This window comes from Achromobacter sp. RW408, assembly GCF_003184165.1.
Lineage (GTDB): Bacteria > Pseudomonadota > Gammaproteobacteria > Burkholderiales > Burkholderiaceae_B > Achromobacter > Achromobacter xylosoxidans.
Map to the genome: position 1 here is coordinate 675,486 of NZ_QHHO01000022.1, position 20,745 is coordinate 696,230.

The following is a 20,745-nucleotide window of genomic DNA, read 5'->3' on the forward strand; positions in this document are numbered from 1 at the left end:
TCATGCATCACGCACCGGCAGAACCGCAAAATCAGTCAGCGGGTCTGCCGGTGCGGTTTTATTTACAGCGATTTCATTCCTTACCGGTAGAGTCTCCATGCACCAGCGCATCCTCATTCTCGACTACGGTTCGCAAGTCACCCAACTGATCGCCCGCCGCGTGCGCGAAGCCGGCGTCTACTCCGAAGTGCACCCGGGCGACGTCGACGATGCCTTCATCCGCGACCAGATGGCGCAGGGCCTGAAGGGCATCATCCTGTCGGGCAGCCATGCATCGGCCTACGAAGAAGGCTCCATGCGCGTGCCGCACGCCGTGTTCGAGCTGGGCGTGCCCGTGCTGGGCATCTGTTATGGCATGCAGTCCATGGCGCAACAGCTGGGCGGCGTGGTCAGCTTCTCCGACCACCGCGAATTCGGCTACGCCGAAGTCCGCGCCCACGGCCACACCAAGCTGCTGGAAGGCCTGGAAGACTTCACCACGGACGAAGGCCACGGCATGCTCAAGGTCTGGATGAGCCACGGTGACAAGGTCACCGAGCTGCCGCCGGGCTTCAAGCTGATGGCCTCCACGCCGTCCTGCCCCATCGCCGGCATGGCCGACGAAGAACGCCGCTTCTACGCCGTGCAGTTCCACCCCGAAGTCACGCACACCGTGCAAGGCAAGGCCATGCTGGCCCGCTTCGTCAACGAGATCTGCGAATGCCAGGGCGACTGGAACATGCCTGACTACGTCGCCGAAGCCGTCGCCCGCATCCGCGAGCAGGTCGGCGAAGACGAAGTCATCCTCGGCCTGTCCGGCGGCGTCGATTCGTCGGTGGCCGCGGCCCTGATCCACAAGGCCATCGGCGACCAACTGACCTGCGTCTTCGTCGACCACGGCCTGCTGCGCCTGGACGAAGGCAAGCAGGTCATGCAGACCTTCGCCGAGAACATGGGCGTCAAGATCATCCACATCGACGCCACCGCCCAGTTCATGGGCAAGCTGTCCGGCGTGGCCGACCCCGAAGCCAAGCGCAAGATCATCGGCCGCGAATTCGTCGAAGTGTTCCAGGAACAGGCCGGCAAGCAGAAGAGCGCCAAGTGGCTGGCCCAGGGCACCATCTACCCCGACGTCATCGAATCGGCCGGCGCCAAGACCGGCAAGGCCACCTCGATCAAGTCGCACCACAACGTCGGCGGCCTGCCGGACACGCTGAACCTGCAACTGCTGGAACCCCTGCGCGAACTGTTCAAGGACGAAGTCCGCGAGCTGGGCGTGGCCCTGGGCCTGCCGCCGCAGATGGTCTACCGCCATCCGTTCCCGGGTCCTGGCCTGGGCGTGCGCATCCTGGGCGAGGTCAAGCATGAGTACGCCGAGCTGCTGCGCCGCGCGGATGCGATCTTCATCGAAGAGCTGCGCAACACCAAGGACGAGGCCAGCGGCCTGACCTGGTACGAGCTGACCTCGCAGGCGTTCGCCGTGTTCCTGCCGGTGAAGTCGGTGGGGGTGATGGGGGATGGGCGGACGTATGAGTACGTTGTCGCGCTGCGGGCTGTGCAGACGTTTGACTTCATGACGGCGGATTGGGCGCCGTTGCCGCATCCGTTGCTGGCTCGGGTTTCCTCGCGGATTATCAATGAGGTGCGGGGGATCAATCGGGTGGTGTATGACGTGTCGAGCAAGCCGCCTGCGACGATTGAGTGGGAATGATCCCACGTCCGGTATAGACCGGCACCAAAGAGCATTAAAACACCCATAAGCCCGCGTAATTGCGGGCTTTTTTCGTTCTTGGCGTCGCACTGTCTGGCAAATTTTCGCATCGCCAAGCACCCAGTTTCTATGGCATGGTAGATGGTACGATTTGAACCTGATGCCATGTTCGGCACTCGATACCATGCCGCCTCTGATGGGGTTTTCATGGTATTGAATTTAGGTAACGAATTGTTCTTAAAGAGTTTTTTTGAGGATTTGTGGGGCTTTTTGAACATGGTATTTTTGAGAGGAAACCCAACCCGACCATGCTGACTGATACCAAGCTGCGCAACCTCAAGCCAAAGGACAAGCTCTACAAAGTGAATGACCGTGACGGCCTCTACGTGGCCATCACGCCAGCGGGTTCGATTTCATTCCGCTACAACTACTCGATCCACGGCAGGCAGGAGACAATCACCTTCGGCCGCTACGGTGTCGGAGGGATCACGCTAGCGGAAGCACGCGAACGGCTGGGTGAAGCCAAGAAGATGATCGCCGCAGGGAAATCTCCAGCCAAGGAGAAGGCGCGGGACAAAGCACGCGTCAAGGATGCCGAGACATTCGGCGCGTGGGCCGAGAAGTGGCTGCGCGGCTATCAGATGGCAGAGAAGACTCGCGATATGCGTCGAGCCACGTTCGAGCGCGAGCTTAAGCCGAAGTTCGGCAACCAGAAGCTGACAGAAATCACCCATGAAGATTTACGGGCGCTGGCTGATGCCATCGTGGAGCGCGGGGCACCGGCAACGGCCGTGCTTTGCCGCGAAATCGTGATGCAGGTCTTTCGGTGGGCCATCGAACGCGGCCAGAAGGTCGAAAACCCGGCCGATTTGGTGCGCCCCTCGACCATCGCCAAGTTCGAGCCGCGAGATCGAGCGCTGACGCCCGATGAAATCGCCTTGATGTACCAGTACATGGAGCGCATCGGCACCACACCTTCGATCCGCGCGGCCGCCAAGCTGCTGTTGCTGACGATGGTACGCAAGAGCGAACTGACCAACGCAACGTGGAGCGAAATCAATTTCACCGACGCGCTCTGGACAATCCCCAAGGAGCGGATGAAGCGCCGCAATCCCCATCTGGTGTTCCTGTCGAGGCAGACGCTGGACATTTTCATAGCCCTGAAAACGTTCGCGGGCGGCTCGGAGTACGTTCTGCCATCGCGCTATGACTCGGATTTGCCGATGAGCAGCGCCACGCTCAATCAGGTGCTCACGCTGACCTATCGTCTGGCGCAGAAAGAAGGGCAGTCGCTTGGCAAGTTCGGACCGCACGACTTGCGGCGTACGGCCAGCACGCTGCTGCATGAGGCGGGCTATAACACCGATTGGATTGAGAAGTGCCTCGCGCACGAACAGAAGGGCGTTCGCGCCGTCTACAACAAGGCCGAATATCGCGACCAGCGCCGGGCGATGCTACAGGATTGGGCGGACATGATTGACGAGTGGACAATCAGGAAGCCCCGCCTCTAGGGCTGATTCGGAGCCTTGAGACCTCCATTTTGTAGCGAAATGCCCACTTCGGTGGGCATTTTTTTTGTCCCGAAATAGACGTTTGCTGGACACTCTTCCTCTCCAGAATTTCCTTAAGAAAACTTCCGAAAAAACAAAAGATTGGGCGATTGTCGCTGTCCCGAAACTATACGTTTGCCGGACGACTAACTCATTGATTTAGAACGAAAAAATAGCTCATTAATGCTGGAAAACACCGGCATTGTGTAGCAATAATTAAACCTCGGACGATGACAAAACGAGGTATTCGGTGTGGAAAAAGAATTAAGGAGAGCCAGTAAAGTTCTCATCAGCAAAAAGCAACTGCTGGAGATGATTCCGCTGTGCGAGCGCACGATCTACAACTTTGAAAAGCAGGGGAAATTCCCTCAGCGCATTGCACTCAGTAGCCGCAAGGTCGTGTGGGATTTGGCTGAGGTTGAGGCATGGATTGATGCGTGCAAACATTCCAGCCCGGCCCCTCGCCCCGGAATGGGGGCTTGAATTGTGGCGATTGACTTACGGGCAGCGTTCGAGAACGAACCGCCCACACTAGACTTTATTTGGCCGGGCTTCCTCGCAGGGACAGTAGGCGCGTTGGTGGCTCCCGGAGCCACAGGTAAGAGCTTCTGGGCGCTGGAAGCCGCAATGACCATCGCGTGCAGCGTCGCGGGTGGTGATCTTTTAGGGCTTTCCCCGGCCAGTACTGGCCGCGTGGTCTATTGCGCCGGGGAAGACCCGGCAGTCGCACTGGTGCGCCGTATTCATTCCATTGGCCAGCACCTGAACCAGCAGTCACGCGACGCCATCGCGCAGAACCTCACCCTTGAGCCGATCATGGGTAAGCGCTTGAACGTGATGGATGAGCGGCACCTTGCCCGCGTCATTGAATTTTGCGCCGGTGCCCGATTGATCGTACTGGATACCCTGAGCCGCATTCATGACAGGGACGAGAACAGCAATGGCGACATGGCAAGGCTTGTCGCCACGCTGGAGCATATTGCGGCCAGCACCGGGGCGTCAGTTCTGTATCTGCATCATGTCAGCAAGGGCAGTGCCCGCGAGGGGCAGACGGATCAACAGCAGGCGGCACGAGGCGCATCCGCTCTAATCGACAATGCCCGCTGGTGTGGCTATGTCGCCAGAATGACCGAGGCTGAGGCCGAACGCCTCAGTGATCGCATATATGACCGACAGCCTATCGGGGAAAACCGCCGGAAGTTCTTCGTTCGTTTCGGCGTTAGCAAACAGAACTACGCCGAGATTGACGCTGATCGTTGGTATCAGCGTCATGACGGCGGCGTGTTGCTGCCGGTGGAATTGGCGGCGGTGACGAAGGAACGCACTCTGCACGTCGTAAGTGGGAGTGACGATGAGCGGTGGTAATGCTGTGACCCCCACCAGTACTAGCGCACAGGCGCGGGTAATGCTCTATCAGCCTAGCCAGCGCCCGCGATTGCGCGAGGGTGATTGGACAGACACATCATTTGGCCGCTGCCGCGTGGCAGGCAGGCTAGGCCAGAGGCACGCCGATATTGTGGAAGCGGTCCTGTACTGCGCAGAACGTCGGCGCCCTGTCTCTGACGGCGGCGTAGAGCTGCTGGTAGACCCCGCTCGGGTGAGAAAGACGCTTTCCGACAGCCGCTACAGCTTTACGCAGATCGAAAAGCTGTTGGCCGAGCTGCGAGCGGCGACGATCACAATTGAGACGCCACAATTCGATTTCCCAATAATCGGGGGATTGATTGATCACGTTATCCCATCGCCCATGACACGGCCTGATCCCCTAACAGGGGGAGAGCGGAATCTGTGGAGAGTGCGCCTTGGCGTAGCGCTGGTGATGCTGCTTGAGCATGACTTGAGTCTGTACTACGACCCAGCCCCCATTGCTCGCCTACAGCATGGCATCAGCCAAGCAGTCGCAAGGCACGTCTTGAGCCACAAAATAGAGCCGACAGGCGGTTGGTATCTTGATACCGTTATCGTGGCCGTTGCTGGGATCGTGCCGAGCAAAGCAATGCGAGATGCACGATTCAGGCTGAGAGAAGATGCCGACGAATTGAAGGCGCTCGGCCTGATTCTAGATGGCGACCGGTTGAGGAAAAAAGGTACTGGTGACGCCTAAAGCGTCGCACACCCGCCCCATAGCGTCGCACAACCGCCCGGTAGCGTCGCACAACCGCCCGAAACGTCGCACACCCGCCCGGAGTTAGCAGGATATTCAGGATATTCAGATCCTGCGCGGCACAGCCCGCGCTTGAGGCGCGGTCCGGCCTTGCCAGTCGGCCTACGGCCGTTGGGCACCAAAAAGGTAGGGCGGGCCTGCCGTCGTCGACGCGGTTAGTTCCGTGGATTACCCACCGGTCGTAGCACCTGGTCGAGCCGTTGAAACCGGCAAAAAGACATCAGGCACCAAAAAGGGAAGGGCAGGGCCAAAACGAGCATAAGGCCTCTAACGGCCTGCGAAAGCGTCCAAAATCCCTCCCGTATGGGCCGTGGCGGCGTTTTTTCAGTGTCGGAATGGGGGTTGTGGCTGTCATGTGTGAAAACTTCTCACAGCGCTATACAGGCCGTTTTTGCGGTGTGTAATAGACGGAGAAGCTGCGGCAGGAAAACAAAACCCCGCACTTAGGCGGGGTTGTTTGGGTGGCTGGCCAGCGATCAGCTATTGTCGCGCTTCTCCTGCCTTTGAGCTTCCTGTGCGGCTTGGATGGCCATCAACACTTGCTGGTTTAGAGCGGCGTTATTCTTGCTGCCAAGCAGCGGTAGACGGTTCAGCGCCTGTGCCCCGGAAAACATGCGATAGGAAGCTGACAGGGCGAGCGGGCTTACCCGAAGCTGTAAGGCCGTGTATTGGCGATCCAGCCTATCAAGCTGTGGCCCGTAGCCCTTGCTACGTAGCCATCGGCCGAGCGCCCACATGCCGATAGCGAAGGTCGAGGCGAATACTACAAATCCAGCGAATATCAGAATGTCAAACATGGTTATTTCTCCAGTTGATCGTTGTTCGAAGCGGTGCCCTGCACGTCGAGCGAAGCGAGGCGACCGGGAGTAGAACTGGTGTCCGAAGCTGGTCGGATAACATTAGATTCCTCGACTACCGTTTCCGCGCCGTTGGCCGGGGCTGTCGAGTTGGCATCGTCGGGAACAGGTGGTGGAGAGCCTGCGCCAAGAGACAAAGAGTGCGCGTTCTCCATGCCCGGCACTGCCATCGAGGCCATTACGCCGAGCATCTTTGCACCACCATTGGCCGCTTGGGAAAGTGCGTTGCCGGAGCTGACAACTCCCCCTTTTGGTGTCGCTTGCTGGTCGTTGTTGTCGTTGCCCTGCGCCGCTTTTCCGGCCTGCTTGGCTGCCTGCTGCACTCCGCTGCTAGGATGCTGCGGCGCGGCCCCCGGCGTTTGTGGTGCGCCGCTACCGCCCACTCGGGCACCTACCGACGCCGCGCCCTTGGCCGCCGTTTGGCCGCCAGTGCTCGCGCCGATACCAGAGGTCGCACCGCCCCCACCTGTTGCGGCCGCTGCGGGCGCACCACCACTGGCAAAGCTGGAATTGATTGCGGCGGCCAGACCGCCGCCGCCAATCCCTCCGGCACCCGCCGCACCGGCAGCAGCAGGAGCCGCGGCCCCAGCCGTGGCGATGGTGGCCGCCGCTGCGGCGGCCCCGGCAGCACCGGCTACCGCCATCCCGCCAATGGCGGAGCCGCCGCCCATCGATGTGCCGCTTATCATGCCGCCGATCAGATCAGGGATGGTCTTCGTCAGATAGCAGCACACCAAGGCCAGACCGACCATCGTCATCAATGACGCTTCGTCGTTGGTGTAGGCTGCTAGCCACTGCTTAGCCGACTGTACGATCAGGCCGACAATCAGCGTTAAGACGAACAGTTTGGCTCCGATTGCGACGGTAAAACGCATGGGCGCAGTTGCAAAGTCCCGCGTCCATTGCGAACCACCAAAGCCAAAGAACAGCACAGATGCGTTGATGATCACGTAGGACTCTACGAGCGTCACAAACATGAACGCTGCGATGAAGGCGAAGCACGCCAAGACCAGCACAGCGCATACAGCGATCAGAATTCCCTTGGCCGGAGAAAACACTGAAATGCCTTCCACCATGGTGCGGCCGAAATCCAGCGCAACTGCGAGCATGTCGCCGGGTTCTAATGCACGGCCAAGACCGCTTGCCGATGCTGCCGCATCGCGGAAGCTATCGACAATGGCCGTCGACCACTCCACGGAATAAGTCATGACTGCGAGGAAGAAACCGATCACCATCACGAAGCGCAGCAGTTCGCCGACAATCTCGCCGAAATCAGCTTGCTTCATGACCAGAGGCATAAGCGTCCATACGAACTGGATGGTGGCCAGCAGCCAGAACAGTCTAATGGCGTAGTAATACAGTTTTCCTGACCACTGGTGCGACTGCTGCAGAACGAGATCGAGAAGGCCCTGAACCGATGTATCGGCGTGGGACAGGTCGTTCGCAGCCATAGCATTTCCGGCGACAAGCACGCTCGCTAGGACAAGGAACAACAACAGACGACGTTCCATAACTAGTACCCCTTGACGCCGCCGCGAGTGTTCGGGCGCGCCTCAAATGCGGCATCAGCGTCACGCTGGTGCCGTTGTTGTTCCGACACCGCAGTGCATTCGCTATTGCCTTGAACAGCCACAGTGACCACAGAACCGGCCAATGCGGACGCGGTGCAAATCAGGGCTATAAGCCATTTCGAAATAGTCATTCTCAGTACCCCTTAACGCCGCCGCGTGTGTTTTTACGCGCTTCAAACTGTTGTTCGGCGGCTTCGCTAGCGGCCGTCCGGTCGCCTTGCTGGGCCATGTAGTTGCCCTGCATATTGATTTGCGTGGCTACCAGATCGCGCAGCTTTTGCAGTTGCTGCACGTTCTGCGAGGCTATTTCGTTGCCCGCCTGAATCGCCTGCATCCGGCCAGCGGCCGACTGCGAACGGGAAACCATGCGGGCAAGTTGCGCGTCCTCAGACTCGAAAGTGCCGGTATTGAGGTTTGCCGCTTCCATCGCGGTTTTCACGTTGTCGCGCCCCTGCTCTGACCACTTCTGATAACGATCCCGCGCCGGGACTGCCTCCGAGTTCGCGGCTTGATTCAGGTAGGACTCGAAGCCCGGAAACTGCGTGTTGAACTGCGAATCCATGTTCTGGATTTGGCGGCCCAAGGCCTGCGACTTCGTGTAGATATTCACCACGCTTTGCAGGTCGGCCGCGATGCTGCCGAACATGGAGTTGGGCAAGCTCAGACCCTGCGTAACCATGTTTTGATACTGCTGAATCTGCGTTGCCAGTTGCTGGGCCGTGTTCAGTTGCGTGTTGACCGCTTCGGCGTACTCGTACATCTGCTGATAGAACGTCGAGCAGTTCGAGCAGTAGATGGCATAGGCCGGAGCCGGTGCCATGTAGAGACTTACACCAAGGCCTGCGCTTGCCATTGCTAGAGCGAGCGCCGCGCCTCGACCGAATTTTCGGGCGGCATAAGCCGACGTTTTTTGCGATTCCATTTCCATACCGAATACCTCATTTTGTCATCGTCCGAGGTTTGATTATTGACCGATATGGAGCAGTTTTAAATATGCGGATAATCTTGTATCCGCATAGAATTCAATGATTTATGTCCGTAAACTGTCCGTCAATTTTCACGAGATTGTTTCTCAACGCTATGATTTTGATCGCGTTTTTCATGACAAGCGGAACGAGCTTGGTTGTCCGTTTTGATACATTTTGCGGACAAAAAAAAGCCCACCGAAGTGAGCTTTTGATAGGGCAGTGCGCGGCGTCAGTGGGCAGCGTAATAGGGATTCTGTGCGCGATAGAGGTCACGCTCCGGTTCAGGAATGTGTAGCGTTTCAAGGTGCCAATCTTCGAGTGAAGAAGCCAGCTCGGCCGCTATGCGCTGGGCTTCCATAACGCTGTCGCCAGGCCGCCCGCTGGCTCGACCGAGGCAGGCTTGCAGTTCGTTGAGTTGATTGGCCAATGCGCTGATGCGGTGAGCTGTCTTCATGATCAATTCCCCTTGCTGATCCTTTCCACGATTTTGTCGAATTCTTCCCGGACTTGATCGTCCGTCAGCTCAAGATTAACCAATCCTGACTTTATTGCAATTCTTCCGATTCTTTCTGCTGCCTCATTGTCGAGTTTTGCCAGTCTTGCTTTCGCCATTTCAAGCTCCGAAAGGGCATCAGAACGGCGCTCTGCGAGGGTTTTTCGTGCCATGATTACTCCGTTGTTTCTTGATGATCGAGTTTCGAAAAAAAGCGCGTAAACGGAGGCTATGTTCTCACCTGAGTCTAGCAATTTACAAGGCTTAGATTTGGCTGGTCTAGCGGATGGCCTCTCAAAGCCCCTCCTTTTGGTGTCAGTCAGTCCTTGATGCTCATGAACTCAATCGGAAACGCATTTCTATGCGAATGTACGCGATTCTATGCGATTAAAAGAATTGATTAATGCGACGCTACGCGAATGTATGCGAATTAGCGCGAATGTACGCGATTACGCCATATTTTAATGGCGATTCTGCTCCAGTCGCATAGAATCGCAGAGAAGTAGCAGGCAGGATGTGTGTTGTACGGGTACGGGCACGCCCGTCCCCATCCAACACCGCCCCTTATTCGCCTTCGGCTCAACGGAATCCTGCTCTGCGAGGCACACAGACGCTGCCGCGTTCAAGTGCACAATTTGTCCCTAATAGGAGTTGATCATCATGAGTGGCGTGGTTGCACCAAAAAATACGACGGCGCGGCGGCGCGGTAAGCCCATAGAGGTTTGGGTAACGGACGAGGAAAAAACTGCGATTACGGAGCTTGCTGACCAAACTGGTTTGTCTCGTTCCGCTTATTTGCGCGCCGTTGGTCTGAATAGACCGGTCGGAGCACGTGCCGATCTTGAAGCAGTGCGTGAACTGGTGAAGCTGAATGGAGACCTGGGCCGGGTGGCTGGCCTGTTGAAACTCTGGCTTGCGGAAAAGCGAGGCCAAGGTGCAAGGCCCATCGACATCGAAAGCGTGATGATCGAATTCAGGGAATTGCAGGCGCAGATTCGAGAGAAGATGAGCGCCATAGTCTTTGCCCGGAAATGACAACGGCCCAAGCGGGCCGTTTCGGTTTATTGTTCGTGCTGATGGGTGTTGAAATCATGCCGTTCTTCGAACGTGCATTTCCACGTGTAGGCCCGCTGTTGCTGCCATATTCACCAGTGCATCTAGTCCAAACAGATCGACCTTGCCTCTCGTAAGATCGGAAATTCGGGGCTGCGTTACGCCGAAAACCTTGGCAGCTTGTGACTGGCTTAGATGGGCGTTAACGATATGCTGCTTAAGAGCGGACATGAGTTCTGATCGCAGTTTCATGCTTTCTGTTTGAGCAGCATTTTCATTAAATGGATCTTGTCCTGTTTGTTCGTCTGGCATGGCAGCAGTCTTATCCTCTACGGACACGTCGAGGGAAAACTGTTCGTGTGAAATGCTGGCAATTTTTGATGTGAGACCGATTTTTTCTTCTGCCTTAGTTCTGGCATGTGGCGACATAAACGTAAGAAGATGCTCAAGCCCCGAAATATCTGAAATCGTCACAAAATCCTTATCTTTGTTGATAAAGACAACGGATTTTTTTCTCTCTCGAAGTAATTCAATGACGTTGCTCAGGGTTCCGGTGCTTTTGCAGTCCCAAATCATTAATCCATAATCACTGCTGCGAGCCATCTCTAAGTCTTTTGCTGTAAAATAGGCTCGGCTTCCAACTTTTGCTTTTGAGTAAACCCGGTGTACTGGCCAATCGGCGATGTTATTTCGTGGGGTTTCACCCGTGCAATACACCGTCACGTTATTGGCTTGATAGTTGCGAAGACACTCTTGAATGGATGAGTCCGCACCATCTGCGTCACCAACTACAATATTGAAGTTTGACGACACAATTTTGTTGATTCTCTCCTGCACCTTGGCATGCAGGCGACTAATCGAGATTGAGCCGGCTATAAATACTGTTGTCATAGCTTATTTCCACGTAATTGCGGCAGCGTAGACGCGATTTATTTTGTTGTACGTCCGCAGTGCATTGCAAACAGCGGCCATAGTCGCGCCTGTATCGAACAAATCATCCAGCAACAGTGCATCCCAACGGCCTTCATTGGTGATACACGGATTGATGCTGAACCTACCTTGCAAAGCCGCATCTTTTTCTTCGCGGCTGTGCAAGTTTTTGAGTTGAGGGGCACCTTGCGGTGCAGGTGCTTTCACCACAATATTGTTGAATACCGGAATCCCGGTAATTCTCCCGAGTTCTGCCGCAAGTTCATCTACCGGCTGCCGAGCGCGGGTGGTGGATGCTGGCATAGGAATTATCAAGCCAATTTTCCCAAACAATGGCAGTAATGTGGCTTGAATCTGCGCCGCCAGCGGTGCGATTTGATTCCAGTCACCTCGGTACTTGAGTTGGTAGAGAGCTTCCCCTGGCTCAGACCGAGTGTTGTCAAACCGGGGATGTCCGTACTCATCGTCCCCGAGGTAAACGCTTGAGAGCGTATGCTTATGCAGGGCATAGCCGAGGTCCCAGCTACCTTCGAGCTTTCTGACTTGAACTTGCATGCTTTGGCGGTCCTTTGGGTTGTTTGCAGTGTCGGGGAAGCTGCTAGAAACGCCATCTGAATATACAAAATTTTGTATGATCTTTCAAGGTGTGATCTGGCGAATAGATGTTGGATTGTGCAATCCAAAATGTGGACAATGAAATTGTCTTGGTGTGTTGCATGCTTTATCGTCACTGGAGAAAGGAGGGCGGCACCAATGAAAGACAGATCGCATGACATGGTGATGGCCGATCTGTTGCTGCAGATGCCCACGCCCTCGGAAGGTGAGGCGAGGGCGGATGATGCCTGTGCAGGCCGCGCTCAGCTAAATATTGTTATTCTGTAAATGCCAGTATAGTCAATCAGGACTGCTCCGGGTCGTGCTTCTGCATGAACCGACGTCTGGTGAGCGTCCATTAAAACATGATTTAACTAATGGAATGAATTTTATATGATAAAAAGAATAGATAAAATCGCCATAACGAATGTTAAGGGGATCGAAAGCTCTGTTTTTGATGTTCAGCTTATTCCAAACAAACCGACACTCGTTGTAGCTCCTAACGGTTTCGGAAAAAGCTCTATTGCTGCTGCTTTTGGTTGCCTGCGTTCGAAAAAGATGGATTTGGATAAGGACGAACGCCACAAGGGTGATGAAGGTCGCCATCCATCTCTTAAAATTAGTTATACCATGCAGGGCGGAGACAAGATTGAAAAAGAAGCGAATCATACAAAAAATGAACTGGCAGCGACATTTGGCGTTCATGTAATTAATAGCCAGTTAGTTTCGAAAGCAAAGAAACTCAAAATTGCGGGCGCTAACATTGTCACTTCAGCAATTGAAGTCACTCCGATCGTACTGATCAAAAATATTCCTCCGAAAGAAAAATTTAGCTACTCCTTCGCAGCAGTAAAAGTGGGCTTCGGAAAAAACGGAAAGGTATTGCCAAACATTTCAAATCTTCTTGCCGATAATCGGATAATGGCTAAAATTTGGAATCAGGTAGATTTTACCAAACAGGACCAGGCCGGTGTTAAGAAGGCAATAAAAGCTCTACAAGATGAGATCAACGCCGGGACAGGAAATACAGATAAAATCCTTGCCGATGTTAAGGATGAAACAACACAAGCGGTGTTAGCCATTGACTTTGTTAGCAGCATTTTGGCAGCCTTGGCGGAATCCGGATTAAACGATTTCTCGCAAATCGAGGCTATCCTCGTAGCCTTGCAGATTGGTGATATTCACGCCAACGATAAGGCCTCCTTTAAAAAAGCAGGGGAGCGCGCTAACTATGCGTTCGAAAAAGCAGCCTATATTGAGGATTTCTCTGCGCTTAAAGGCACTTGGCGTAATATTCAGCCAAAGGAAACAGCGGATGGACTTGTGATTGCCTTTCCGAAGGCAAATCAGATTTCCAACGGAGAGCGAGATATCATTTGCTTTGTAGCTCAGTTGAAAAAAGCCAAGCTCCAACTCAAGAAAAAAAAGGCCATTATTTTAGTCATTGATGAGATATTTGACTATCTGGATGACGCCAATCTGGTTGCCTGCCAATATTATCTGACGCAAATGATTGCGGAACTGAAATCTGAAGGTCGCCAAATTTTTCCATTGATTATGACTCACTTAAATCCTGGGTTCTTCAGGAATTTTACTTTTAGCGATCAAAAAGTTTGTTATCTAAACAAAATTGCGGTCTCGAACAAAGCGGTCGAAAACATAATCTCTAAGCGAGATGACCCTGCCATATCGGATGCAATTTCTAAGCACTTCCTGCACTTCCACTCTGAAGACGTAGACCTATCTAACGAGTTTCAGGCCCTTGGACTCCCTGCTGATTTGGCCAAGGCGTCTCAGTTTTCAGTACATTGTGCCAGCCAAATGCAGCGATATGTTGAAGGTAAGGGCTTTGATCCCCTTGCAGTTTGCAGTGGCGTACGCCGAAAGGTAGAGCAATTGACATTTGATTCGTTAGCGGAAGAGTCCCGAGAAGAGTTTCTGTCGGTACACAAAACCGTCAACAAATTACAATTCGCAGAGGCTGCGGGAACTACAGTTCCTGAAGTCTATTATTTGTTGGCGGTGATTTATAATGATGCGATGCATATCAGGCCCAATCAAGATAATTTCTCCGGATTGGGAACAAAACTGGCTAACCTGACCATCAAGCACATGATTTCCACACTAATTCAGCCTGATGCCCTTTAAGCCACCGCCCTGCTTCGGTGAAGTCGCTTCTGTCTAGCAGACAGGACGATGGGCAGAAGCGGCAGCTATTGGCTGAATCAAATGGTCTAGTATTAGCCTGAGTAGGCTATGTATGAGACTTGAGGGCGCTACGAACAGGGGCAATTGATGAAAGACCGCAGTCACGATGAGGCGATGGCCGAGCACTTCCGCGCCGATCCTGCCTATGCAGCGGAGCTGCTTGCCGAAGTGCGCCGCAATGGTGATCCAGCCGAGCTGGCCATCTTGTTGCGGCTGATGGCCACGGCCTCGGCAGATGACGCTAGGTCGGATGACGCCGATACAGGGCGCACTCTACCTCGCTGATTTGAGCATGGTATTTTTCATGGTTTAGTGTTCTTTGTATCAATTAACGTGATGATTTGTAAGGGTGTTTTTTGGTGTTTTATAATTGAGTGGGAGTGAATTTAGGTCCCTCGGGGGGGGGGGCTATCGTCAGCTATCGAAAGGGTGCCGTAACGTATTGAATTAGAAGGAAATGCGTCGCGGCAGCTATCGGTGACTATCGCCGGCCAGCAGAACAGGTTGGCGGTAGAACTGACGGTGGGAACCGGAGGCCGGATTAAGACCCTCCCCTTTTACTATTCAGACCAAACCGGTCTTTGACGGTAAAAGTCTCCTCGGGAAAGCTTGTTTTATGCGGCTTTCCCGGCATCAGCAGGTCTCCTGGCCCCTGACGGTAAAAGCCGTCACGAACAGGAGGAAAAACCTCGATGCTTACCGACACCGCACTGCGCAACCTTATTAAGCCCAAGTCCACGACTTATAAGGCTTCTGACCGCGATGGGAAGTACGTGACGGTATCAACCGTCGGTACCGTCACCTTCCGCTACGACTACCGTCTCAACGGTCGCCGCGAGACGCTTGCCATCGGACGCTATGGGCCCGCCGGGATTTCGCTGGCCTTGGCCCGTGAAAGGCTGATTGACGCCAAGAAGGCTGTCGCTCAGGGCAAGTCGCCCGCGCCGGAGAAGCAGCGCGAGAAGCGCCGGCTGACGGCGGCCAAGACCTTTGGCGACATGTTGGCCCGCTGGCTGGCCGATGCCCGCATGGCCGACAGCACGCGCGCAATGCGCAAGAGCATCGTCGACCGCGACATCTTTCCCGTCTTCCAGAACCGACTGCTCACCGAGATTGGTCCCGACGATCTGCGCGCGTTGTGCAACAAGGTGAAAGCCTGTGGTGCGCCTGCGACTGTAGTCCACATCCGCGACATCGTGAAGCAGGTCTATGCCTTTGCGATCCTGCATGGCGAGAAGGTGGCCTGTACTGCTCGGCGGCAGTGTGGCGCCCTCCGTCATCTTGTGCCGCTTCAGCGCCTGCGCCCTAGAGGGGCGGGTTGGCGGGCCGCGCCTGCTCAGTATCTCCTTCACAGCCATCCTAAAACTGTGAGACAATACTTTTAGTCCGGTTTGGTGTTTTTAAAAACCGTTATAAATCAATAGATTGGTTATATTATGGGCGAGTTGACTGGTTTGAAGGCTGATTTAGCCCAAGTTGTTCGGTTGGCGCTGGCTGAGCGAACGGAGGATGTTCGTCTGTTCGCTGCGAGGCTGGTCAGAAAGTACCGAGGCACCGAGCCAGAGTTGGCTGAGCAGGTGGATCTGTTTCTTCGCGCCAAGCCGCATCGGGCAGGGGCGTCATTGCGCAAGACGGTTGCGCCTTCACCGGCCGAGCAGGTGCTCCCAGTGGATGACGAGTCGCGTCTCTCGCTGCTGAAGGTTTTCAAGGACTCTCCGGACCGGGAGGCGCCTCTGCTGTCCGCCAGCCTGGAGGAGTCCCTCGGTCAGTTAATTCAGGAGCGCAAGCAGGCAGCCCGTCTTGCCGCACTGGGTTTGACCCCGACGCGCTCTGCCATTTTTGTTGGTCAGCCAGGTGTTGGCAAAACGCTGACAGCGCGTTGGTTGGCTGCCCAACTTGGCGTGCCGTTGTACGTACTCGATCTGACGGCTGTGATGAGTAGTCTGCTAGGGCGTAGCGGCAGCAATCTGCGTGCGGCGCTGGATTTCGCCAAGCGCGTCCCTTGTGTCTTATTGCTGGATGAGATCGATGCGATCGCTAAGCGCCGCAGCGACGACGCTGATGTCGGGGAACTCAAGCGGCTGGTGACCGTGATCCTGCAGGAGGTCGATGAGTGGCCCGCAACGGGGGTGCTACTGGCTGCTACCAATCACCCGGAATTGATCGATCCGGCGTTGTGGCGACGATTCGATCTGGTAGTGGAATTCAAGGTGCCAGAGGCAGCAGCGGTAAAAGAGGCGATCAAGCGGTTCCTCGGGCCGGATTTCGCGTTGTTTGGTCGTTGGATCGACATTCTGGCCTTCGCATTTCGCGGTCAGTCCTTCAGCGACATCGAGCGCGAGATACAGCGCTTCCGACGGGCTGTGGCGTTGGGGACGACGCCAGATGCTGATTTGATCGAAGAATTCATCAAGGCGCGCGCACTGTCGCTGGATCGGCCGGGCCGCATCGATATGGCGGTGCTGCTGGCTAGGCAGACGCGTCTGTCCCAGCACAGCATCTCGGATATCACCGGTGTTAGCCGAGACACCATTCGCAAGTACACAAGCGACGGTTCGACCGTCGCGCCAAAAGGACGGAGGCGTGAGGCATGAACCAGACCAATTTCCTCATCGGGCGCGGCGAGCTGCTGACCCACGAAATCAAGGGTCCGAAGCGTGGTATGGATAAGGCTGAGGTCTACACGCTGCAGCAGGCGAGGAGTCGGCTGACACCGCAGTTCGTCGACGTTGCAGCAAGCCTCGATACCTTGCCTGACAATGCCTGCCCGGGGGATTTGGGAGTAGCACGCCTCGCTCTCAATCCCAGCTACATTGCGCGCTCTTTTTTTCCGGTGGCCATGCTGCGCAGCGTAGGTCTTGAATCGGTCGGCAGCAGGGCGGTCAAACTGACGCCGGACGGCTGGTCGAAGAAGGGGCCGCCGCGGGAGTCGACCACCACAGAGCTGTTCGTGGTGGGCAGGCGCCAGGCCTTCCGTCAGTTGAAGGACTGGGCAGGGCAACTGGAGGAGGGGTCGAACGAAGCGAAGGATCTGTCGCATATCGAGCGGATTTCCGCGTTCGAGCCGAAGGATCGTATCGTTTCGCTCGGCGAGGAAAAGGATCGCTTCTTCGAGGTTGGCATCCACCTGCTTCCTGGCGACAACGATCAGTTCGTGCAGCGAGCATTTGCCAAGTACGCGGCTGATGTCGGAGTGAAGATTCATGCCGACTTGGCCTTTAGCGCTGGCAATCTGTGGTTCCTCCCGGTTGAGGGGACGCATGACAACGTTGTGCGCCTGGCCGAATTCTCATTTGTTCGCGTGGTTCGTTCTATGCCGAAGCTGCGTGGTATGCGTCCCGTGCAGCGTTCGGCGGCTGTGACGGTGCCGTGCAGTCTGCCGACGGAACAGCCGCTATCGTCCGAGCCTAAGGTGGCTATCCTCGATGGCGGTTTGCCCGAGCAGCACGGCATTGCGTCATGGTTGCATACCTACCGCGTTCTGGATGAAAAGGCAGAGGACGATCCGGGCGGCTTGGAGCATGGCCTTGGTGTGACTTCGGCATTCTTGTTCGGCCCAATTGCTCCGAATAGCACCGCTGCACGCCCTTACTCTTACGTCGATCACTTGCGCGTTCTGGATCGCGAGACTGACTCGGAAGACCCGTTGGAGCTGTATCGTACGCTGGGACTGGTCGAAGAAGTGCTGTTGTCGCGACAGTATCAGTTCATCAATTTGAGTCTTGGGCCGGATCTTCCAATTGATGACACGGATGTGCATGCCTGGACTTCCGTGATCGACGACCTGCTCAGCGATGGCGAGACGTTGATGACCGTGGCTGTTGGCAACAATGGCCAAATGGATAGGTCGGTAGGAAACGCCCGTGTGCAGGTACCTTCGGACTGCGTCAATGCGCTAGCTGTGGGCGCTGCCGACAACGTCGACGCATCATGGTCACGCGCTGTATACAGTGCCATTGGGCCGGGGCGTAGCCCCGGCGTGGTGAAGCCGGACCTCATGGCCTTCGGCGGGGATGCTGCTAACTCCAAGTATTTTCATGTGTTGGCGCCAGGTGCGAAGCCGACACTAGTGCCCCAGTTGGGTACCAGCTTTGCGTCGCCATATCTATTGCGTAATGCCGTCGGCGTTCGAGCGATCCTCGGTGCAGATTTGACTCCGCTGGCCATCAAGGCCTTGCTTGTTCACGCTGCGGATTCATCCACGCACGACAAGCTCGAAGTCGGTTGGGGCAAGGTGCCGGAAGATTTGATGGATGTCATTACGTGCCCAACCGGTGTGGCACGGGTGGTCTATCAGGGTGAGCTGAAGCCGGGAAAATACCTGCGTGCGTCACTTCCTCTGCCTGCCGGTGGTTTGCAAGGCAACATCCGCCTGAAGGCGACCTTCTGCTATGCGTCGCCGACAGACCCGCAGGATGCCGTTGCCTACACGCGGGCCGGCTTGGAAATCGTGTTCCGGCCCAGCGACAAGAAGGTCAAGGAAGGCAAGAGCAACGCGGACACGAAGGGCTTCTTCGATATGAAGAAGTACGCTACGGAAGAGGAGCGTCGTTCCGACATGGGCAAGTGGGAGACGGTCCTGCACGGCAACAAGTCCATGCGCGGCACTAGCCTGGATAACCCCGTGTTCGACATCCACTACAACGCACGCGAGGCTGGTGCGCCGACGACGAGTGCGGAGAAGATTCGCTACGCGCTAATTATCACTGTCGAGGCACCCAAGCACGCGGATCTGTACAACGACATTTTGCGCGCCTACGCCAAGATGTTGGTGCCCATTCAGCCGAAGGTCACTCTGCCTATTCGTGTGTAGTGGATCAAGCAGAACGAATATGAAATCAACGCTATGAGCGACTATTTCAGCGACCGACAGAACGGTCCACGCGCACGCACCGAGCAGGTGATCTCACCGACGGTCTGGGCCGGCATTGTGGCGACGGTACAAGCCTTGATAAGCGGCGGCGCATTTGGTCTACGCTTTCCCGAACGCTGTCCGGATGGCCAAGCCACTTGCGGGGGCGACTCGGATGCGCTGGCGGCTTCCGTCAGTGCGGAAATGCCGGGTCTGGCTTGGCCGTTGGAGATCGTTTCCGTTGAGGGGGAGGGCTACTTTGCTGAGCGACAGCCGTTCGCGCCGGATACCTTGCTCATCTTGGATTTTATCGAGTTTGTTCACGCGTCAGTGGCTAAGCCGATTCTGGGGAAGTATCACGACTTCTTCAGCCATCATCACCTGACTTTCGATCAGGAGGCGGGGCAGGCGGACTTTCGTGCGACCGTCAATCGCATATTCGCGCGCAACGGCGTTTCGTTCGAGATGCTGCCCAGTGGTCGAATTGAGCGACTGTTACCGCCGGTGCTTGGCGAAGAACTGAAACGAGCGCTTTTCAATACGGGAGATCGCACGCTCGACAACATGCTCGACGAATGCCGGGCCAAGTTTTCGGACCGCAATCCGTTGGTGCGGCGTGAAGCGCTGGAGCGGTTGTGGGACGCATGGGAGCGACTCAAGTCACTGGCTGACCCGAGCGATAAGAAGCGCTCCATCAAGATCATCCTCGATGCAGTTACCTCCGTACCGTCGCTGCGAGAGAGGTTGGAGACAGAAGCGACAGAACTGAACTCCATTGGGAACAGTCACCTCATTCGGCATTCGGAGATCAGCCAGGTGCCGGTGATCGATGTGGACCAGGTTGACTATCTGTTCCATCGACTGTTCGCCATGATTCAGTTGATGCTGAGGAAAAAGTAAAAGCGCGAAAGCCCGTACGTTGCGTGATAGCGGCGATCGCTCATGCAGGTTTGGGGGACTTGTGAAATGGAAAAGATCAATCGGGGAGAGACGCAATGCTTGAATGGTACTTGGAGGTAAATGCCCTGTTTCGGGCAATGCGTCAGAAAGCGATCGATGCACAAGGCCTTCTTGCGAGCAATGATAAAGCAGGAGCCAAGTTGATCAATGGCTATTTGAAAGCCGACTATCAATTACTGCGCAAGCTATGGACCGGTGCAGGGTTCCCTGAGCAAGACATGGGAAGTCTTGGCAGGCATATCGGATTTGGCGACGCCAATGACTACGACGACATCCTTGCGCGCGATCTTCCCCAAGTAGAGGTGAGGGCGGAATCGTATGTGCGCGAAGCGACCGGCACCAAACCGAGCATCGGCTTTGAGGAACTGCTGCATCCGGTCATCTTCGCGCATGCCTTCCAGCACTATGTGGACGGACACTACCGCGATGCCGTTTTGAACTCCGTCGTTGCGATCTTTGATTTGATGCGAGAGCGCACGGGCCTGGATCTCGACGGCGCGGCTCTGGCGACACAAGTTTTGAGCTTGGAAAAACCGCACTTGATCCTCAGCGAACTCGACACGGAGTCGGGCAGAAATGAGCAGAAGGGTTTCATGCAGATTTTGGTCGGTGCTTACCTTGGTATTCGCAATCCCAAGGCGCATTCGCTGAATCATGATCTCGACCCGGAGAAGGCCGCGCAGTATCTGATCTTCGCCAGCCTTCTGGCCCGACGGATCTACGAAGCGAAAGACGCTCCGAAGAGCTGAGTCGCGCCAGTTGCGTCGGTAGTTCGACCTTGGGCCGTTGGGACTCAGGCGATGTCCTGCGGAAGAATCCAGGCGGCGCAAAGAATCACACACCTCGCAATTTGCT

At 55.7% G+C, this 20,745-nt stretch carries 19 protein-coding genes and 1 pseudogene; 13 read left to right on the top strand and 7 right to left on the bottom strand.

Features of this window, described 5'->3' with window-relative positions:
- The first annotated feature begins 97 nt into the window (after positions 1-97).
- From guaA to DK459_RS05430, 5 genes are all read left to right on the top strand, one after another.
- The gene (guaA, locus tag DK459_RS05410; RefSeq protein ID WP_020928155.1) at positions 98-1,690 is read left to right on the top strand and encodes a glutamine-hydrolyzing GMP synthase; all 1,593 of its coding nucleotides are present in this window, start codon (positions 98-100) and stop codon (positions 1,688-1,690) included.
- 308 nt (positions 1,691-1,998) lie between these two features.
- Positions 1,999-3,201, top strand: a complete 1,203-nt coding sequence (locus DK459_RS05415) for a site-specific integrase (protein ID WP_023115105.1) — start codon at positions 1,999-2,001, stop codon at positions 3,199-3,201.
- Between the two features lie 291 nt (positions 3,202-3,492).
- The gene (locus DK459_RS05420) at positions 3,493-3,723 is read left to right on the top strand and encodes an AlpA family transcriptional regulator (protein WP_000410046.1); all 231 of its coding nucleotides are present in this window, start codon (positions 3,493-3,495) and stop codon (positions 3,721-3,723) included.
- A 3-nt stretch (positions 3,724-3,726) separates the two neighbouring features.
- Positions 3,727-4,605: a helicase RepA family protein gene (locus tag DK459_RS05425; RefSeq protein ID WP_012540887.1), complete on the top strand. Its 879-nt coding sequence runs from the start codon at positions 3,727-3,729 to the stop codon at positions 4,603-4,605.
- A 40-nt stretch (positions 4,606-4,645) separates the two neighbouring features.
- Positions 4,646-5,344, top strand: a complete 699-nt coding sequence (locus DK459_RS05430; protein WP_233256763.1) for an ABC transporter ATPase — start codon at positions 4,646-4,648, stop codon at positions 5,342-5,344.
- A gap of 536 nt (positions 5,345-5,880) precedes the next feature.
- Here the strand turns inward: DK459_RS05430 and DK459_RS05435 are convergent.
- The 5 genes from DK459_RS05435 to DK459_RS05460 form a co-directional block, all read right to left on the bottom strand.
- Positions 5,881-6,201: a hypothetical protein gene (locus tag DK459_RS05435; protein ID WP_023115107.1), complete on the bottom strand. Its 321-nt coding sequence runs from the start codon at positions 6,199-6,201 to the stop codon at positions 5,881-5,883.
- Between the two features lie 2 nt (positions 6,202-6,203).
- Positions 6,204-7,772: a P-type conjugative transfer protein TrbL gene (trbL, locus tag DK459_RS05440; protein ID WP_110134525.1), complete on the bottom strand. Its 1,569-nt coding sequence runs from the start codon at positions 7,770-7,772 to the stop codon at positions 6,204-6,206.
- 193 nt (positions 7,773-7,965) lie between these two features.
- Complete coding sequence (gene trbJ, locus DK459_RS05450) at positions 7,966-8,760, bottom strand: P-type conjugative transfer protein TrbJ (RefSeq protein WP_012540890.1); 795 nt, start codon at positions 8,758-8,760, stop codon at positions 7,966-7,968.
- 269 nt (positions 8,761-9,029) lie between these two features.
- Positions 9,030-9,254 (bottom strand): hypothetical protein, encoded by a 225-nt coding sequence (locus tag DK459_RS05455; protein ID WP_012540891.1) that lies wholly within the window; start codon positions 9,252-9,254, stop codon positions 9,030-9,032.
- A 2-nt stretch (positions 9,255-9,256) separates the two neighbouring features.
- Positions 9,257-9,466 carry a TraC family protein gene (locus DK459_RS05460; protein WP_000101767.1) on the bottom strand — a complete coding sequence of 70 codons (210 nt, stop codon included), beginning with the start codon at positions 9,464-9,466 and terminating at the stop codon, positions 9,257-9,259.
- A 487-nt stretch (positions 9,467-9,953) separates the two neighbouring features.
- On the opposite strand from DK459_RS05460, the gene DK459_RS05465 reads away from it, so the two are divergent.
- On the top strand, positions 9,954-10,328 hold the full coding sequence (locus tag DK459_RS05465; protein ID WP_034025071.1) for a CopG family transcriptional regulator: 375 nt from the start codon (positions 9,954-9,956) through the stop codon (positions 10,326-10,328).
- Between the two features lie 54 nt (positions 10,329-10,382).
- Here DK459_RS05465 and DK459_RS30715 read toward each other — a convergent pair whose 3' ends face one another.
- Together DK459_RS30715 and DK459_RS05475 are read right to left on the bottom strand one after the other, a co-directional pair.
- Positions 10,383-10,658: a helix-turn-helix domain-containing protein gene (locus DK459_RS30715; protein ID WP_172593518.1), complete on the bottom strand. Its 276-nt coding sequence runs from the start codon at positions 10,656-10,658 to the stop codon at positions 10,383-10,385.
- Between the two features lie 582 nt (positions 10,659-11,240).
- The gene (locus DK459_RS05475) at positions 11,241-11,831 is read right to left on the bottom strand and encodes a ComF family protein (RefSeq protein WP_012540894.1); all 591 of its coding nucleotides are present in this window, start codon (positions 11,829-11,831) and stop codon (positions 11,241-11,243) included.
- Between the two features lie 432 nt (positions 11,832-12,263).
- Here DK459_RS05475 and DK459_RS05485 point away from each other — a divergent pair, with 432 nt between their 5' ends.
- From DK459_RS05485 to DK459_RS05515, 7 genes and pseudogenes are all read left to right on the top strand, one after another.
- Positions 12,264-14,018 (top strand): hypothetical protein, encoded by a 1,755-nt coding sequence (locus tag DK459_RS05485; RefSeq protein WP_012540896.1) that lies wholly within the window; start codon positions 12,264-12,266, stop codon positions 14,016-14,018.
- Positions 14,019-14,165: 147 nt separating this feature from the next.
- On the top strand, positions 14,166-14,363 hold the full coding sequence (locus DK459_RS05490) for an addiction module antidote protein (protein WP_048279607.1): 198 nt from the start codon (positions 14,166-14,168) through the stop codon (positions 14,361-14,363).
- A 407-nt stretch (positions 14,364-14,770) separates the two neighbouring features.
- Positions 14,771-15,319, top strand: a pseudogene (locus DK459_RS05495) (tyrosine-type recombinase/integrase); the annotation flags it as partial.
- A 195-nt stretch (positions 15,320-15,514) separates the two neighbouring features.
- Positions 15,515-16,672 (top strand): AAA family ATPase, encoded by a 1,158-nt coding sequence (locus DK459_RS05500; protein ID WP_060720365.1) that lies wholly within the window; start codon positions 15,515-15,517, stop codon positions 16,670-16,672.
- Complete coding sequence (locus tag DK459_RS05505; RefSeq protein WP_110134526.1) at positions 16,669-18,891, top strand: S8 family peptidase; 2,223 nt, start codon at positions 16,669-16,671, stop codon at positions 18,889-18,891. The genes DK459_RS05500 and DK459_RS05505 overlap by 4 nt, the downstream gene beginning before the upstream one ends.
- A 33-nt stretch (positions 18,892-18,924) precedes the next feature.
- Positions 18,925-19,830, top strand: coding sequence for an AbiJ-NTD4 domain-containing protein (locus DK459_RS05510; protein WP_060720363.1), 906 nt, complete (start codon positions 18,925-18,927; stop codon positions 19,828-19,830).
- A gap of 95 nt (positions 19,831-19,925) precedes the next feature.
- Positions 19,926-20,639: a TIGR02391 family protein gene (locus DK459_RS05515; RefSeq protein ID WP_060720362.1), complete on the top strand. Its 714-nt coding sequence runs from the start codon at positions 19,926-19,928 to the stop codon at positions 20,637-20,639.
- Positions 20,640-20,745 lie beyond the last annotated feature (106 nt).

What these genes read in the sequence shown, in the direction of transcription:
- guaA (WP_020928155.1), top strand. Translation starts at nt 98, where the DNA reads ATGCACCAGCGCATCCTCATTCTCGACTACGGTTCGCAAGTCACCCAA.
- DK459_RS05415 (WP_023115105.1), top strand. Translation starts at nt 1,999, where the DNA reads ATGCTGACTGATACCAAGCTGCGCAACCTCAAGCCAAAGGACAAGCTC.
- DK459_RS05430 (WP_233256763.1), top strand. Translation starts at nt 4,646, where the DNA reads ATGCTCTATCAGCCTAGCCAGCGCCCGCGATTGCGCGAGGGTGATTGG.
- DK459_RS05435 (WP_023115107.1), bottom strand. Translation starts at nt 6,201, where the DNA reads ATGTTTGACATTCTGATATTCGCTGGATTTGTAGTATTCGCCTCGACC.
- trbL (WP_110134525.1), bottom strand. Translation starts at nt 7,772, where the DNA reads ATGGAACGTCGTCTGTTGTTGTTCCTTGTCCTAGCGAGCGTGCTTGTC.
- trbJ (WP_012540890.1), bottom strand. Translation starts at nt 8,760, where the DNA reads ATGGAAATGGAATCGCAAAAAACGTCGGCTTATGCCGCCCGAAAATTC.
- DK459_RS05455 (WP_012540891.1), bottom strand. Translation starts at nt 9,254, where the DNA reads ATGAAGACAGCTCACCGCATCAGCGCATTGGCCAATCAACTCAACGAA.
- DK459_RS05460 (WP_000101767.1), bottom strand. Translation starts at nt 9,466, where the DNA reads ATGGCACGAAAAACCCTCGCAGAGCGCCGTTCTGATGCCCTTTCGGAG.
- DK459_RS05465 (WP_034025071.1), top strand. Translation starts at nt 9,954, where the DNA reads ATGAGTGGCGTGGTTGCACCAAAAAATACGACGGCGCGGCGGCGCGGT.
- DK459_RS30715 (WP_172593518.1), bottom strand. Translation starts at nt 10,658, where the DNA reads ATGCCAGACGAACAAACAGGACAAGATCCATTTAATGAAAATGCTGCT.
- DK459_RS05475 (WP_012540894.1), bottom strand. Translation starts at nt 11,831, where the DNA reads ATGCAAGTTCAAGTCAGAAAGCTCGAAGGTAGCTGGGACCTCGGCTAT.
- DK459_RS05485 (WP_012540896.1), top strand. Translation starts at nt 12,264, where the DNA reads ATGATAAAAAGAATAGATAAAATCGCCATAACGAATGTTAAGGGGATC.
- DK459_RS05490 (WP_048279607.1), top strand. Translation starts at nt 14,166, where the DNA reads ATGAAAGACCGCAGTCACGATGAGGCGATGGCCGAGCACTTCCGCGCC.
- DK459_RS05500 (WP_060720365.1), top strand. Translation starts at nt 15,515, where the DNA reads ATGGGCGAGTTGACTGGTTTGAAGGCTGATTTAGCCCAAGTTGTTCGG.
- DK459_RS05505 (WP_110134526.1), top strand. Translation starts at nt 16,669, where the DNA reads ATGAACCAGACCAATTTCCTCATCGGGCGCGGCGAGCTGCTGACCCAC.
- DK459_RS05510 (WP_060720363.1), top strand. Translation starts at nt 18,925, where the DNA reads ATGAGCGACTATTTCAGCGACCGACAGAACGGTCCACGCGCACGCACC.
- DK459_RS05515 (WP_060720362.1), top strand. Translation starts at nt 19,926, where the DNA reads ATGCTTGAATGGTACTTGGAGGTAAATGCCCTGTTTCGGGCAATGCGT.